This is a genomic window from Pseudoalteromonas sp. MM1, assembly GCF_030296835.1.
Taxonomy (GTDB): Bacteria; Pseudomonadota; Gammaproteobacteria; order Enterobacterales; family Alteromonadaceae; genus Pseudoalteromonas.
This window is the reverse complement of sequence record NZ_AP027922.1, coordinates 2,366,103-2,382,062: the sequence shown is the minus strand read 5'-3', so window position 1 is coordinate 2,382,062 and position 15,960 is coordinate 2,366,103. Positions and strand designations below refer to the sequence as shown.

At 40.2% G+C, this 15,960-nt stretch carries 10 protein-coding genes; 7 read left to right on the top strand and 3 right to left on the bottom strand.

Annotated elements, in window-relative coordinates; translation table 11 throughout:
- The first annotated feature begins 380 nt into the window (after positions 1 to 380).
- The 3 genes from QUE46_RS10775 to QUE46_RS10765 all read left to right on the top strand — a co-directional run bounded on the left by QUE46_RS10775 (position 381) and on the right by QUE46_RS10765 (position 9,806).
- Positions 381 to 3,116 (top strand): poly(beta-D-mannuronate) lyase, encoded by a 2,736-nt coding sequence (locus tag QUE46_RS10775; protein ID WP_286247735.1) that lies wholly within the window; start codon positions 381 to 383, stop codon positions 3,114 to 3,116.
- Between the two features lie 78 nt (positions 3,117 to 3,194).
- Positions 3,195 to 6,242, top strand: a complete 3,048-nt coding sequence (locus tag QUE46_RS10770) for a TonB-dependent receptor (protein WP_286244791.1) — start codon at positions 3,195 to 3,197, stop codon at positions 6,240 to 6,242.
- A 606-nt stretch (positions 6,243 to 6,848) separates the two neighbouring features.
- Positions 6,849 to 9,806: a TonB-dependent receptor gene (locus QUE46_RS10765; RefSeq protein WP_286244790.1), complete on the top strand. Its 2,958-nt coding sequence runs from the start codon at positions 6,849 to 6,851 to the stop codon at positions 9,804 to 9,806.
- A 96-nt stretch (positions 9,807 to 9,902) separates the two neighbouring features.
- On the opposite strand, the gene QUE46_RS10760 is transcribed toward QUE46_RS10765, so the two are convergent.
- Both QUE46_RS10760 and QUE46_RS10755 read right to left on the bottom strand, forming a co-directional pair.
- Positions 9,903 to 10,712, bottom strand: a complete 810-nt coding sequence (locus QUE46_RS10760) for an alpha/beta fold hydrolase (protein ID WP_286244789.1) — start codon at positions 10,710 to 10,712, stop codon at positions 9,903 to 9,905.
- Complete coding sequence (locus tag QUE46_RS10755) at positions 10,700 to 11,650, bottom strand: SDR family oxidoreductase (RefSeq protein WP_286244788.1); 951 nt, start codon at positions 11,648 to 11,650, stop codon at positions 10,700 to 10,702. Before QUE46_RS10755 ends, QUE46_RS10760 begins: the two co-directional genes overlap by 13 nt.
- A gap of 209 nt (positions 11,651 to 11,859) precedes the next feature.
- Between QUE46_RS10755 and QUE46_RS10750 the strand changes: the two genes are divergently transcribed.
- The 4 genes from QUE46_RS10750 (at position 11,860) to QUE46_RS10735 (ending at position 15,278) form a co-directional block, all read left to right on the top strand.
- Positions 11,860 to 12,813, top strand: coding sequence for an AraC family transcriptional regulator (locus QUE46_RS10750; protein WP_286244787.1), 954 nt, complete (start codon positions 11,860 to 11,862; stop codon positions 12,811 to 12,813).
- 2 nt (positions 12,814 to 12,815) lie between these two features.
- The gene (locus tag QUE46_RS10745; RefSeq protein WP_286244786.1) at positions 12,816 to 13,181 is read left to right on the top strand and encodes a DUF4345 family protein; all 366 of its coding nucleotides are present in this window, start codon (positions 12,816 to 12,818) and stop codon (positions 13,179 to 13,181) included.
- Positions 13,182 to 14,110: 929 nt separating this feature from the next.
- Positions 14,111 to 14,617: an RNA polymerase sigma factor gene (locus QUE46_RS10740; RefSeq protein ID WP_286244785.1), complete on the top strand. Its 507-nt coding sequence runs from the start codon at positions 14,111 to 14,113 to the stop codon at positions 14,615 to 14,617.
- A 1-nt stretch (position 14,618) separates the two neighbouring features.
- Entirely contained in the window at positions 14,619 to 15,278 is a 660-nt protein-coding gene (locus tag QUE46_RS10735; RefSeq protein ID WP_286244784.1) for a hypothetical protein, read from the top strand.
- Positions 15,279 to 15,326: 48 nt separating this feature from the next.
- Here the strand turns inward: QUE46_RS10735 and nth are convergent, their stop codons facing one another.
- Entirely contained in the window at positions 15,327 to 15,959 is a 633-nt protein-coding gene (nth, locus tag QUE46_RS10730; RefSeq protein WP_024034131.1) for an endonuclease III, read from the bottom strand.
- Between the last annotated feature and the right edge of the window lies 1 nt (position 15,960).

The following is a 15,960-nucleotide window of genomic DNA, read 5'->3' as shown; positions in this document are numbered from 1 at the left end:
TACATATCATCGCATTAAGGCGATCACGCCCATACCTGCTAATCCCAGCTCCTTCTGCACTTAACAATTAATGCATAGCACTACCTATCGGTAAAACCAATTGTTCATAAAAGTTGTTTTTTTATCTATTCGTGAAATTAATATTGGTAATAACCTTGCGTTATTAGGTATATGTTTAAGTTAACTTTCAATTAATAAAATGTGATGATTTTTGAACGAATAAAGTGGTAAAAGTGTTTTTATTATGCTTATATTACCAAGTTGGTTAACAATGAGGCGTAAAAATAAAATAATTTGGTAATAACACACTGGGTATTTGGTAAATCACACATAACTCATACTAAATACTAAACCACACAATTAAGGAGAATAGAGCCATGATGAAATTAAAACATTTTGCATTATGTGCCGTTGCAGCTGCCATTATAGGTTGTGACACGGATTCAAATAATAATAACAACACATTGGGCTCTATTGCTCTATCAGGTACAGCACTAACTGGCGAAACATTGTCGACCAGCGTGAATGATGCAGATGGTATTTCTGGCGAAGTTAGCTACTACTGGTATGCCGATGGACAAGTTATTAGTGGCGCTAATGACGCAACGTTCACATTAACCGATGAGCAAATTGGTTTTGCGATTACAGCACAAGCACTTTATACAGATGACAGCGGCGTTAATGAATCGCATTTAAGTGAGCCAACTGATGAAGTGTCAGCTATTCCTTTTGCGGCAACGGTAGAAATTAACGGTGATGCAATTATAGGTAATGAGCTAAGTGCTAATGTAGCGGATGAAAATGGCTTCGACCCAGCGCTTGTAACTTATACATGGTTTGCAGATGATGAAGAAATTGCTGATGAAAACTTAGCAACTTACACAATTACCGAAGCGCAATTAGGTAAAGTAATTACCGTAAATGCAGCATTTGAAGATAGCAGAGGGTTTGCAGAGACAGCTACATCAGCTGCTACTGCGCCAGTAGAACGTGCAAATTCAGAAGGTTCGGTGGCTATTGTTGGTACGCCTACGGTTGGTAACACACTAACGGCTGAAATTACCGATGAGGATGGCGCAAGCGGCACAATCACTTATCAGTGGTTTGCAGATACTGTTGCTATTGAAGGTGCAACACAAAGTACTTATGTTGTTGATGAATCATTACTTGGTCAAGTTATCACTGTGCAGGTTACTTACACAGACGATCATGGCTTTACTGAAGACAATCTATCAGAGGCAACTATTGCAGTTTCAGCTGAAGCTGTAGATGAAGCCGGTAGCATTACCATTTCAGGGGCTACGCCTTATTTAGTGACTAGCGAATTAACCGCTGAAATTAATGATAACAATGGTGTGGATGAGCAAAACGTTACCTACACTTGGCTTGCTGATGGCGTAGCAATTGCTGACACAAACAGCAAAACATTTACACCAACTAATCAAGCTGGCGCGATTATATCGGTAACGGCTAGCTATACCGATAACGATGGCTTTTCAAGCACAATTACCGGCGCCGCCGATACAGTAGTGTATACGCAAGTGATAAGCGATGCAGGCTCACTATTAGGTGCTATTAATGCAGGGCTTGGTGATGGCGATGTGCTTGGTTTAAATACGGGTGTATATGCCGATCTTGATGCCATTATGCTAACTAGCGCAGCAACCCTTAAAGCAGTTGAAGGACAAAGTCCGGTAATTAGTGGCGAGCTTTGTATTCATGTAGCCAGTGGGGTTGATGGCGCAGGTATTGAAGGGCTTACTTTTAAAAATATTGATACTAAATCGAGCGGCTTTTGTGAAACCGAAGAAGATGCCGTTATTTACTCTGAGGGTGACAACTTCACATTTACACAAAATACTATCGATGGTGAAGCCGAGACATTAAATAACTCTACTTACCACTGGTTAATGCTTAAAGGCGATGGCGCAATGGTTGAGCGTAATACCTTTGCCAACCGAGATAAAGCAGAAAATGGTTCGGTGATTAAAATGTCATCGTCGAGCACTAACCACGTTATTCAATATAACCTTTTCACAGGTACCAGCAGCAACCCAAATTTTGGCAACTCTAGCCTGCACTTAATTAACGCAGGTAGTACCACAGGTACCGGTGCTGCTGATGATGCAAACTTTACTATTCAATATAACCGAGTAGAAAACTTTGTTACAGGTCGACGTTTAATGCGCGTACAAACCTCAGGCGCGACGATTAAAGGCAATACCATTTTAAATCCTAATGGCGGTATTTCGCTTGAAGATGGTGGATTTAATACGGTATCAGACAACATTATTATTCGTACCACAGATATTGCAAGCTCAAGCGATCGACCAGCTGGTGTATTAATTACGCCTTTAGGCCACACTGTAAGCAATAACTACATTGCGGGTATTCGCTCAGGTAATAAAGAAGCCGGTGGTATTGTATTTACCGCTAACCCATTCTCACAAGCTGATGGTGGGGTGCCAAATGGAGGTAACCAAGCTGTGCTTGATGGCGCAGGCGACTTTACCCTTAATGTGACTAACAATACGGTACTGAACTCACAGCAGCCATTTGTATTTAGTACAGAAATAGGTTCAAAAGCACCGGTAGGTGATTGTGATGAGCTTACCGCAGATAACGCCCCTGTATTGTACGGTTTAACAAAAAATGCATTTGAAATTAACTTTAACGGTAATTTAAATGCTAATGGGGTGGGCGATCAAACTGATGAAGACACCATACAAAGCAGTGCGCTTGTTTTTGGTTTCTTTTTCCCTAACACGCTTTCGAGCGCTCACTCTTTTGAATACGACTGTGACCTAATTAACCATACTGAATCACTGTTCTCTAACAGCTTTGGCTTTAGTGACAGTTATGAGTCGGGCGATGCGAGCAACTTATGGGTTGATATTAGAAACGTAAATGGCAATGGTGAATACGACACCGATGGCGCTATTGACCAAAACCCAGAAGCCAATGGTAAAGAAATTCCTGAGTTTGTCACTGCTACAAGTACGCTGCTTGAGACTGACTCAAATGGTGCACAAGCCTTAGCAGGTGCAAGAAACTTATACTACATCCAAAGCACCGATGTAGGTGTAGGTTCTACATGGGTGGCACAAGATGAATAAGCCCACATTGCACATTACTAATACTTATAAAAATAGCAAATTACGCACAACACACACAATGAAAAAGGAGAACGCGGCATGTCGTTAAAAATGGATCGAAGACATCAACATTCTACAAGCAACGCTGCTTGTAATCATTTTGCACTTTCACCTGCTGCTAAGTTAATTAGAGCAAGTTTACTTGCAGGTATGGCAGGTTCATTGTCATTTAATGCTTTTGCTCAGCAAGAAGCCCAAGAAAAAGTGACTGAAGTAGAACAAGATGTAGAAATCATCAGCGTTACGGGTACTCGTAGAACCATACAAGATCAAATTGCAATAAAACGTGAAGCAACAACCGTAGTAGATGGTTTATCTGCCGAAGATATTGGTGATTTACCTGCGCTCTCAATTGGTGAAGCACTTGAGTCTATCACCGGTGCTGCATCACACCGTGAAAACGGCGGTGCTACCGAAATTACTATTCGTGGTTTAGGCCCATTTTTAAGTGCAACCCATATTAATGGTCGTGAAGCGACCAATGGTAGTGGTGACCGCTCTGTTAACTTTTCACAGTTTCCATCAGAACTTGTAAAAAAAATCGCTATTTATAAAACCCAAGATGCGTCAATGATTGAAGGTGGTGTAGCGGGTGTAATTGCACTTGAAACAGTCAGTCCACTTGATTACGGTAAGCAGCGAGTTCAGGGTGAGGTTAAATTAAACTACAATCCTGATGAAAGTAATGTAGAAAACTCATTACAAAGTGACACTGGTTACCGTGGTACGTTTAGTTATGTTGATCAATTTGAGTTTGATAATGGCCAAGCGGTAGGGGTGTCTTTTGGTGTTCAGCGCCAAGATATTAGCCAACCAGAGGCCGAATACAGAAGTTCAAGCCCGTCGGGCTCCTCGCTTTGGGCATGTTTAAATGACCCAACAAATACGAATGAAGGGTTTTACAGAAGTAGCGCTGGGGACTGTGAAGACCAAGTAAGTGGCAGTAACAATCAAGGTTATCAAACAGCAATAGACCCAGAAACTGGTAAAGCCGAAAGTGATGGCACACCATACGCTTGGACAGGCAGTAGCCGCAGTTATCGTCAAAATGAAACTTCAGACGAGCGCGACGCTATATTTTTAGCAATGCAATACCAACCGTCATCTGAGTGGGATATTAACTTTGATGCACAAATTTCTGACAGAACCCAAAAAGAAGCACGCCACGATTTAATTTTTTTACAAAAACGTGCAACGCCAGGCTTAACAGGTCCAACGCTTGTTACTAACGATGTAGGCGGTATTTTACATTGGGAAGGTGAAGAACGTATTGAATCAGCCGGTGAGCAATTTTCTCGTGAAGAAAACTACCAGGGCTATGGTATTAATATTGAGCACACATTAACCGATCGACTCACTGTAAGTCTTGACTTAGCGTATTCAAAAACTGAGCGTGAAGAGCTGCAAATTTCTAACCGTGGTAGAACCGCAGACCGTAATTTGTTTAGCTGGGATATGGGCGATGAAATTCCTCATTTCACGTTAACCGATTTTGATGTTACAGATATTTCTAACTTTACTGATAGCCTACGTACGCGTCTAGACCGCGAAAATGTCCGCGAAAATGAAATTAAGTCGGCGCGTATCGATTTTAACTACGCGTTAGAGGGCGATATATTTACCAGTATTGAAGGGGGGATTAGAGCCTCTGAATTAAGCTTTATTCAGTTTGGTGGCAGCCAAGGTAATGGTTCTCGTAATGAATACACCATAGGAGATGATTCAGCATTGGAGATACTCCAAGGTTGTCAAATTGACTTCCCAGAATCTGACTTTTTATCTAGCGTATCTGATGGCGATTTAATAACCAACATAGACAGTAGCGGTAATGTAATAAGCTCAGGAACAGGTTCTTCGTGGGCGACATACGATAACGTGTGCTTTTCTCAAGCTGTAGCAGCTACCGACGCTGATTATACAGGTGAATTTGGTTACCCAGATGTTGAGTACGAAAATGCCGGTACCATTGACGTGACAGAAAAAACCACGTCTGTTTACTTAATGGCAAATTACGATACAGAAATGTTTGGCAAATTTATTCGTGGTAATGTTGGCTTACGTATTGTTGATACAGATATAACTTCGGTAGGCTTTAGAACAAATTACACCGTTGATGTGGATGAAACCACAGGCGCCGTAACTCTTGATGTAGGGGATTCACTTGAAAGAACTCAAAGCGGTGGTGGTTATACCAAATATCTACCAAGCTTTAACTTAGTCGTTGACTACAGTGAAGATATTTTACTTCGTGCAGGTATATACCGAGGTATGTCACGTGCTGATCCATCTGATTTAGGTTTTGATCGTGACTTTGTTACTGACGATCAATCTGTTGCATTATCGCTTTCGGACTTATTAACTGTGGATGGTTCAGGTAACCCTGATACTCAACCACTAATGTCATGGAACTACGATTTAGCCTTTGAATGGTACCCTAATGAGGACTCTATTTTAGCGTTAAGCCTATATTACAAACAGTTCCAAGGTGGCTTCCAGCAACAAACTGTGATTGAAGACTATGTAGTTGGTGGTGAAACAGTATCACTACCAGTGACAAATTCGGTAACAACCGATGACGATAGCGAAATTTTAGGTTTAGAAGCTTCGTTCTCGTACCGCTGGGATAATGGCATTGGTGTAAAATTTGGCTATAACTTTGCCGATACTGACTTTGAGTTTGAAGATAGCTTATACGGCGATACATACGTTACTGACCTAGATGGCAATACTACTCAATTAACGGCTGGTATTATTGAGCCAGGTTCGGTACCTGGCTTCTCAGAGCATGTATTTAGTAGCCAACTGTATTACCAAATTGGTGACTTTGATACGGCCATTATTTACAAATACCGTAGTGAATACTTCCAGCCGTATACAAGCAATGGCACACGCTTACGCTATGTTGATGCTGTAGGTGTATGGGAAATGCGTGCATCGTATAAAATTAACGAGCACTTTAGAGTTAAGGCTGAAGCTATTAACTTGTTTAGCGCACCTAAATCACAAGATTTCTTTGTGGAAGATAACCTAGGTGAAGTAAACGATTACGGCCCACGTTTATTCTTAGGAATGAGCTTTAAGCTATAACGTAATAACCAGTAATCCCCATTTAAAACCCAATTAGCGTATACCGCTAATTGGGTTTTTTTGTTTGCGATTTAGGACTGTTATACCAATCCTGAAAATAGCTCACTTAATTAAGAGGGTTAGTATTAAATCTAAGTTTCATAAACGCGATACAGCCGATTTAAAGAAAGCTTTTACCAAAAGCGCAGCGTTTTTAACGAGTTTTTAGTTAGCCTAAAGTCTACTATCTTTATCTTGGTTGACCAATTTCACCTATGAAACCTGCTAAATTTAAAAATAATCCTGTTTATATAAAAAAATTATATCGGTTTAATTGCTGGGCTTTCACTCTCCTTTTGTGTGTTATTTAACCTTTTTAGGTTCTTAAAAGCATTTTAAATACAAGTGGTTATATATTGGTCAGTTGATTGCCTTTCTTTGTCATGCCGAAATTGGCTTTATTGGTAATGTTTGTTTGGGCTTTTTTTATGAGAAAATGGTTTACCAATAGGTTGACCTTTTAACGTTTTGCTGTAAATATTAAGTTAACCATTTAGATAAATGGTAAGGCGTTTAATAAAAATATATAGCGAGTTACACATAGCACTGACACACACAGGAAAAACTATGAATCACAAGTTATCAAAAATTACGCTAGCAGTTATATCTGCCACAGCATTAAATCTTTCTATGTCAACACACGCACAGGAAGCCAAGCCGATAGCAGAAGATGATGTAGAAATCATCGAGGTATCTGGTATTCGTCAATCACTCACTAATGCTCTGGCTGAAAAGCGCTCTGCAGATAGCCTAGTTGAAATTATTCAGTCAGAAGATATTGGTAAACTGCCAGATCAAAACCTCGCTGAAGTACTAGAAAACGTAACGGGTATCCAAATTACCCGTCAAGCGGGTGTAGGTACCGGTGTACAAATACGTGGTACAGATGCTAACCGTACTGAAATTAACGGTGTATCAACGGTAGGCTCAGGCTCTGGACGAAGTGGTATTAGCTTTGAAGATGTTTCAGCGTCAATTATTTCAAGCTTAGAGGTAATAAAATCGCCTGAAGCGAAAACAATTGAGGGCTCTGTTGGTGGTACTATTAACCTTAAGACGATTCGCCCTTTGCACTTAGGTGAGCAGCTAGCAACAATAAGAGTACAGGGTGAAAGTAGCAGCTTAAGTACAGATAGCGGCTTACAACCTCGCTTTTCAGGTACCTTTGCAGATAACTGGGAAAGTGATTATGGTAAGTTTGGTGTACTACTTAGTGGAAGTTATGCTGAGCAAGACGTAACGGCGTTTCGCCCTCGTGCCGACAGAGACAATATTATTACTGCAGATAGCGGTGTAGCGAGTGCGCAGTCGTTTGACTTTTTACCTATTCAGTTTTTTGTACAAGATTACGATAACTACGAATACGAAACTAAAAACTTTGTAGGTACTATTGAATGGGCGCCAAACGATAACACAAAGTTTTACTTTGATGCTGTGGTTAACGATCAAGAGCGCCGTCAAGAAAGCTCTCGTGTACAAGCGTCTGGTGTAAGTGCACTGAACGATATTTCTGTGCCTGATGAATTTGAAACAGTAAACTTAGGCTCATTGGGGGGCACTAATCTAGGGTCAATTCAAGCGGCCTTGCGTGGTGTTATTCCTGTAAATTTAGAAAATGATGATGACGATCCTAACCTTCGTTTTTCAAGCGATACTAACTCGCGTGTCACCGACAGTAATATTTTTAGACTGGGTGGCGAATGGCAAGGTGATAAGTGGTTTGTAAGTGCAGAAATTGCATCTTCAAGTTCAGATACGACTACGCCAAGCTTTAATACAACGCTTAACTTTATTAACCCTAATGCACCATTAGATGCTGGTGGCGGTAATGATAACAGCGTGCCGTTTGAGTACGATTTATCAGGCGGAGCACTCGCTTTTGGTATTGCAGAAGGGGCAGAATACGCACCTACGGTTGAGCAATTACTAGACCCTGCAAATGTGGTGCTGCGCGATGTAAATATTGGTCAAGATACGGTTGAAAACTCTGAAGATGCGTTCCGTATTGATTCAACCTATTACACAGACTCAATTGTGACCTCTATTGATTTTGGTTACCGTTATAGTAAATCACAAAGCAAACAAAACGAAATTACATCAAGCGTTGGTCTAAGAACAATGGCAGATAGCCCAACCGGTGATTTATTCGCCGATTTATTAGTCGCTGGCCCAGATAACTTTAACGAAGCTGATGGTCGCTCGTTATACATTGCTGACTTTTTATTAATTGACCCTGAGCTAGTTGCATCAGACCCTGATGCGGTACTTGCAACATTACAAAACGCCATGACTGCGCATGGGTCAAGCAAAACATTAAATGCACCAACATCTAGCTCATCTGGTTTTTTTGATATAGAAGAAATCACCCATGCGTTATATGCACAAGCTAACTTTGAGTACGAAATGGTACGCGGTAATATCGGCGTACGTTACATTCAAACAGACGTTGAGTCTACGGGTAACTCAGTTACAGAAGATGGCAGTGGTAATGAGCTTGTGACTCGAATTACTAATAAATCTGACTATGACTTTATTTTACCTCGCTTAAACCTTGTCGCTGATGTATCGGAAGATGTACTTGTGCGCTTTGGTGTTGGTAAAGATATTCGTCGCCCTGATTATAACGACTTATCAACCTCTATTACTTACAGCACAAGCCCAAATGACGAAGTTGAATTTGGTAACCCTGCGTTAAAACCTGAAGAGGTGCTTTCGTATGACTTATCTGCCGAATGGTACTTTGATGAAGCGAGTGTTATCAGTGTGGGTATATTCCATAAAACCCGTAAAGATTTACATGTAAATCAGTTAACATCGCCAGTTGAAGACCCAGTAACTGGGTACCGCGATTTAACAGACCCATGTGAAGGCGGCGGTATATTTAACCCCATTGCAGATATAAACGTATTTGGCCCTGAGAATGGCCGTGGCGTATGTGTTGGTACAGAAACAAAAGTAAACGATAGTGGTGAAACAACCCAAAAAGGGATTGAGTTTGCTTTTCAATATGACTTATCGGGCTTTGAAGAAGACCTAGGATGGGCCTCTGGTTTTGGTGTGCTAGCTAACTACACAATTCAAGAGTTCTCAGGTGGTGAAACTGAAAATACCGCAACATCAAGAGCGAGTAGTGTATTTGCTGCAACTACAGGTACACCCGGTATTGAAGTGAGTGAAATTCAAGGTTTACTTAATCTTTCTGAAAATGCGTATAACATTACGCTCTACTACGAAAAATTTGGCCTGTCAGCTCGCATGCGTTACACGTGGCGTGAAGGGTATCGTTCAAATGACTTCGGTAGTACGTCTAGTTTCCCTTGGGGATTCCCTGTAGTACAAGAAGACCGTGGCCAGCTTAACGCAAGTATTAGCTACGATGTGAACGAGCAACTTAACATTGGCTTAGAGGCAGTAAATATTACTGAATCTGAAATTAGCCAATCATGTGTAAACGAAAGCGCATTATTGTGTTTCCAAGGTTTAACTGACCGTCGTATTACACTAGGTGCAAGTTACCGTTTTTAAAAAGTATGTTGAGAGTGTGTAGCCTTTGAACGGGCACTCAAAAGCAAGCCATTTGGCTTGCTTTTTTTTGACCTTAAATTAGCCGCAGCTAAGTGGTTAATAAAGGGTATTGGTTCTTCGTGTAGGGGATAAAAATGCACCAGTTTGCAAAAAATTGAGTGTGTGTTGCATTACTTGTTGGTTGTAGCGCATTCCCGTGTGGCTAACATCAAGGGTAATAAAATCACGCATATTATTAAGCTTGGTTGATTCCACAGACACCAAACCATCGTTTTCACTGTTAAAGTAACTTTGTGTAAGAGGGGATGCTTTAGTACCGGCTATTACACCTACATTAATGTCCAGCTCATCTATCGTGTTGCCTAGGCTGTTATCACCAGTAACGAGAGCTTGGCTTACACCGCCGGCTATATGCAATAACCATGAACCATTTAAATGATTAGCTAATTCGCTGCCTTTGTTGGGTGTGCCAATTAACACAACATTTCCTAGCTTATTGCTGTTTAAAACCACGCTGTTATTTTGCAAGTAGGCTCTAATAATTAAGCCTCCTAGGGAATGGCCGACAAAATGTATTTTATTCGCATTAGAAATACAGGCGTTTATTTGTTTATTAGTTTGTAAAAGCACGGCTTTAACGCTTTGCCCTATAGAGGCGTAATCTAAGCTACATACTTTATAACGAGCACGCTTAAGCTGTTGGGCAAAGTAACGCATTGCCCAATCGCTTCTACCTAAGCCATGGGCAAGTACAACTAGCTCATCATTGGCTTTGTACTGTACAGGGCCACTATCGGTACTTTTACAGCCCGTTAGTAAAAGCAGAAGTATTAAGTGGCTTGCGAATATATTTTTATTACGTTTCCCCCTGCATACGCACTCTATTTGCGACACTATATTGACCATTTAAAAGCGACTTGCTGCTCAGTAACTGCCCATAGTTTGCTTAGCACAGGCTGCTCTAAAGCAAATGATTCAAGGGTGCATTCACCTACAGGGCCGCTCCAATTCCACCTGCCTGATGGCCCATAATAAGCGCGCTGTTTTAGGTTATGCTCGGTGGCACACATAACCTCAGGGTATGCACCTTGCTCTGCCGATTGCGCTAAGCCCATTTTGACTATTAGTGACCAGGTAAATCGGGTTGCAAAGTTAACATTATCGCCAATAAGAGAGGTATTAGCGGCACCTGGGTGACATACAAACACTTGCACATTTTTATTTGCGGCGGCTATTTTACTTTGCAGTTCATAGGCAAACATCATTTGGGCAAGTTTACTGTGGCAGTAGGTTTTGTTTGGGTGGTAGTTTTTATTCCAATTCATGTCATCAAATTGAATCGTTTTAAGCCCCATTTTGTAACCTTCACTGGCAACCACAACAATACGTCCGTTTGATTGCTCTATTTTGTTAAAAAGTAAACCACACAGTAAAAAGTGCCCATAGTGGTTAACCCCTAACTGACTTTCAAAGCCGTCTTTAGTAAATTGCTGAGTCGCGACCTGCGCAATAGCACCGTTACAAATAAGTGCATCTATGTGTTGCACAGTGTGTAATACCTCGTTGGCTGCATGGCGCACTGAGGCAAGCTCTGCTAAGTCCATTTTTATAAAACTCACGTCAGTACTATCGCCAAATTCCTGTTTTAACTTAGCTATAGCTTCATCTGATTTTAAAGGGTTTCGATTGAGCATAACTACTTTTGCGCCTTTAGCGAGTAATAGTCGGGTTGCTTCAAAGCCTGCGCCTGTATTTGCTCCCGTTATTAAATAGCATTTACCGACTAAAGAACTGAGTTGGTCGGGAGTCCAGCCAGAAGGGCCAAATGGGTTAGTTGCGCTCATTAGTTAAATTCCTATCAATAGTTAAGTGTAAATATGTAGTACAGGGCTATGCGCATTGTTCTACATTGCTTGTTAGGTAATATAACTCTCGATACTGGGTGTAACTAGGCGATATCCTCTTTAAAATATGCCTATTTGTATCACTGCATTGAGAATGTGCATTTTCGGTGCTAGATTAGAATTATTCTATATTTAAAGGGTATTGGTGTATGAGCAAACACCAGATTAAACAACTTATACAAAACAACCTGTCTTTTAACGAAGTAAACAGCGATGAAAATTATGCCCTAGGGCTAATAGAAACGGGTATTAAAGGTGTTCAGCTGTTTAAAGTAACGCACGCTATGCGCTGTGCGCCTGCGGTATACGAGCCGTGTATTGTTGCCATAGTGAGTGGCGCTAAAGAAGCCATACTCGATGGTAAGCATTTTATTTACGATGAAAATAGTTATATGTGCTGCCCTATGTCTATGCCGGTAGAAGCGGGTACACCCACGGCCTCACCTGATAACCCTTTACTAGGCGTTATTGTGTCGCTAGATACCAAAGTGATGACCGAATTATCTATTACCATGGCTGCAGAAGGTGTAAAAAAATACGCATCAGCCTCTAAAGAGCAAGGGCTCACACTCGCAGCTTGGGATGACTCCTTTACAGATTCATTACTACGGTTGCTACAACTAGTAAATAACCCTGTAGATATTGCGATTTTAGGTGAAGGGCGACTGCGTGAACTATATTACGCCATATTAAACGGACAGGCAGGGAGTAGTGTGCGCCAAGCCTTTGGCGTAGGAAATGACATAGCACGTTCAATTGATTATTTGGCCTCTCGATTAGATGAAACCATAACCATAGACGATATGGCGGCAAAAATTGGCGTAAGTAGGGCGGTTTTACATCGTAAATTTAAAGATGCGACCAGTATGTCGCCTATTCAATTTGTTAAATCTATGCGCTTAAATACCGCCGCGATGAAAATTGCAACGGGTATGAACGTAAGCTCTGCGGCCATGTCGGTAGGTTATGTTAGCTCATCTCAATTTAGCAGAGAATTTAAACGTATGTATGGGCAATCGCCAAAGCAGTGGAGCCAAGAAAAAGGGCACTCAAAGGCGCGTGTTGAGCAAGCGATTAATCAAACAACTAACCTGAGGAATTAATCATGGATAATATAGTTATTTTTAGGGTTGTTGGTGCACTGCTAATTATTTTTGGCATAGTATTAGCTGCCAACCCTGAGCTGATAAGTAATAAGCCAGTCCCTAGCGATATTTTTAAGGCTGTAGAGCGTAGAATTTGGTGGGGATTATTTATTGGTTTTGGCTTATTGCTGCAATTTCATCATCAGCTCGCACCTTGGCAAGCTACCATAGCTGCAACACTGTCATCGTTACTCGTAGGGCTTTTAATCGCAAGGCTTATAGGAATTATGTTAGATGGAACGGTAGCAAAGCAGTGGCTGAATGTTGGTATTGAATTAGTGATACTGGCGCCTTTAATTTGGTGGTATTTAAAAGTACGCAGCTAGTATCAGAGTTAAACCGCTATAAATCTTAGTATCGTCTTAAAGTGTAACGCTTAATACCTTTAAGGCGTGATAAGTAAACAAAGGCGTTTACCCATGTGCTTTACTTTGAGTTAGCGCCATTTCTTCAGGCCAAAGTATATAGGATGTGGGAGCTAAGTTTTTATTATCGGCTAATATTACTTTCGCGATTGGCTGTGCGAAATATTCATTTGTTTCAAATGAGCAAAAATTTTTAGATTAATTGAAATATAACAATTTTTTTGATTAATAAAGCTGATTCATCCATACGTGCATAAACTGTTATTTGTAAGTTCATGTAAGGAACAATCGATACTATGTGTTCACCTAAGTAGAATCTGCCTCGCTCTATCTCATCTCCTATTGCTTTTAAATAGTTAATATATGCTTTCCAATGTTTTAAAATTTATAAGGTTAAAAATGAAATAAAACAAATTAGACTTAGAAATCAAATGAAATAACAAAAAATTGACCCAAATAATAAAATGCACCCGCCAGTATAAGCGCAACAGCTAAATTTAATAATGACCACTTATTTGGCTGAAATTTTGAATGATTACTTTGCAAAATACATCCTTGAAGTTATGTGGTTTTTTACAGCGCTAACGCAGAAACCTCCTTAAATTATTATTCACTTTTAATAGCAAGGCAGAAAAAGAATTAACGCTTTGCTCCTTTGCTTAGCTTATTACTCTCTCCAATAATTTTTTTAATTAGTTGTGATTATTTCCGCGATATTGCGAATAACTAGATAAGAAAATTATGTGGGGGTTAGCGTGCAGCTAAAATGTTTATACAAATGTGTACTGGCTGTGTTGCATTAGCCACAACTTTGCATCTGTTGCTTTTAAAAACAGATACATTAGAAATAATACGTGATGAGATTAATTAAATGATGGATTTATGCCTACATGAACACCAATAAAAAAGCACTGTTTGCTCAAACAATGGAGCAGCATAAAGGCATTATTTATAAAGTTGTAAACTCGTACTGTCAAAACCAACACGACAGGCAAGACCTAGCGCAAGAAATACTCACGACTATGTGGCTGGCTTATGAGAACTACAACAAAGACTATAAGTTTTCTACGTGGATGTACCGAATAGCATTAAATGTGGCAATTTCCTATTACCGCAAAGACAGTAAACGAGAAGATAAAGCCAATGCAAATGAGCAGTGCATAGTGCATATAGCGGATTATTCAGCACAAGACGATAGAAGCGAAGATGTTAAGCAATTATATGAATTTATAGCAAAGCTCGATAAGTTAAATAAAGCCATAGTATTGCTGTATTTAGAAGGTGAATCCCATCAAAGCATTGCGAAGAGTTTAGGCATAAGTAAAACCAATGTCGCTACGCGAATAGGCAGAATTAAAGAAACACTAAAAAATCAATTTGAAAAACAGGGGGCTTAAAATGAATTTAGATAATTTTAAAAACACATGGCAGCAGCAAAATAGTGTTAACGAATCGGCCATTACAATAAACCAATCACTGCTGAGCGAAACAAAAGCGAATAAACAAATAAAAGAGCTTAATACTATGAAGTGGGCACGTATTATTGAAAGCGCAGCCTTCTTTTTTATTATTGCTTTATTGGGCCAGTATATTGCAAAAAACGTTAGTGTTTCAGCGCCTGTAATATCTGCTTTAATCTTGGCTATATTTGCCATTGTTGGCCTTGCAGGTAATATTGGCCAAATAGTGCATATTGCTAATATTGATTATGCAAAACCAATTAGCCAAGTTCAAAAAGACATTTATCGCCTTTGCTCACATAAATTACAACTAACTAAGTTGTTGCTTATGTCAGTTCCTTTTTATATGGCTTATGTGTTTATTGGGTTTGATGTGCTATTTAAAATTGATCTATTTGCACTTCTAGAGCAACACATGGTTTGGTTTTACAGCGTGTCATCACTACTACTTTTAATTACCATAGGCTGCGTATTGGCTAAACTAAACTACACAAATATTGCCACGCCTTGGGTTAAACGCACCATTGAGCTCATTGTTGGTGAACGTTTAGTAAATATGGCGCAATTTATAAATAGTATAGAATCAACAGACAGCTAATTAATTAGCTGTCTTACTTTTAAATACTCAAAATATTGTTATTTAAGGTTAGTCCGTTTTTTCTTTAAACTCACACAAGTCTTCTATTATACACGAGCCACACTTAGGTTTACGTGCTACGCAGGTGTAGCGCCCGTGTAGTATTAACCAATGGTGCACATCAACTTTAAATTCTTTTGGTACCACTTTTTCAAGTTTTTGCTCAACAGCAACTACATCTTTACCCATCGCAAATTTGGTGCGGTTTGAAACACGAAAAATATGCGTGTCTACGGCAATGGTCGGCCAGCCAAAGGCGGTGTTGAGTACGACATTTGCGGTTTTTCGGCCAACACCGGGTAGGGCTTCGAGCGCTTCGCGGTTCTCGGGCACAATGCCGTTATGTTGATCAACCAATATTTGGCACATTTTGTACACGTTTGCGGCTTTTGAATTAAATAAGCCAATGGTTTTTATATAATCGCGAAGTGCATCGTGGCCTATATCTAAAATGGCTTGTGGCGTATTAGCTACTGGAAATAATTTACGTGTGGCTTTATTTACCCCTACATCGGTGGCTTGTGCAGAGAGCGTAACAGCTACTAGTAGCTCAAATGGGCTTGAGTATTCAAGCTCGGTTTCTGGATGTGGGTTTTGTTCGCGCAAGCGCGAGAGTATTTGGTGACGTTTTTCTTTATTCATG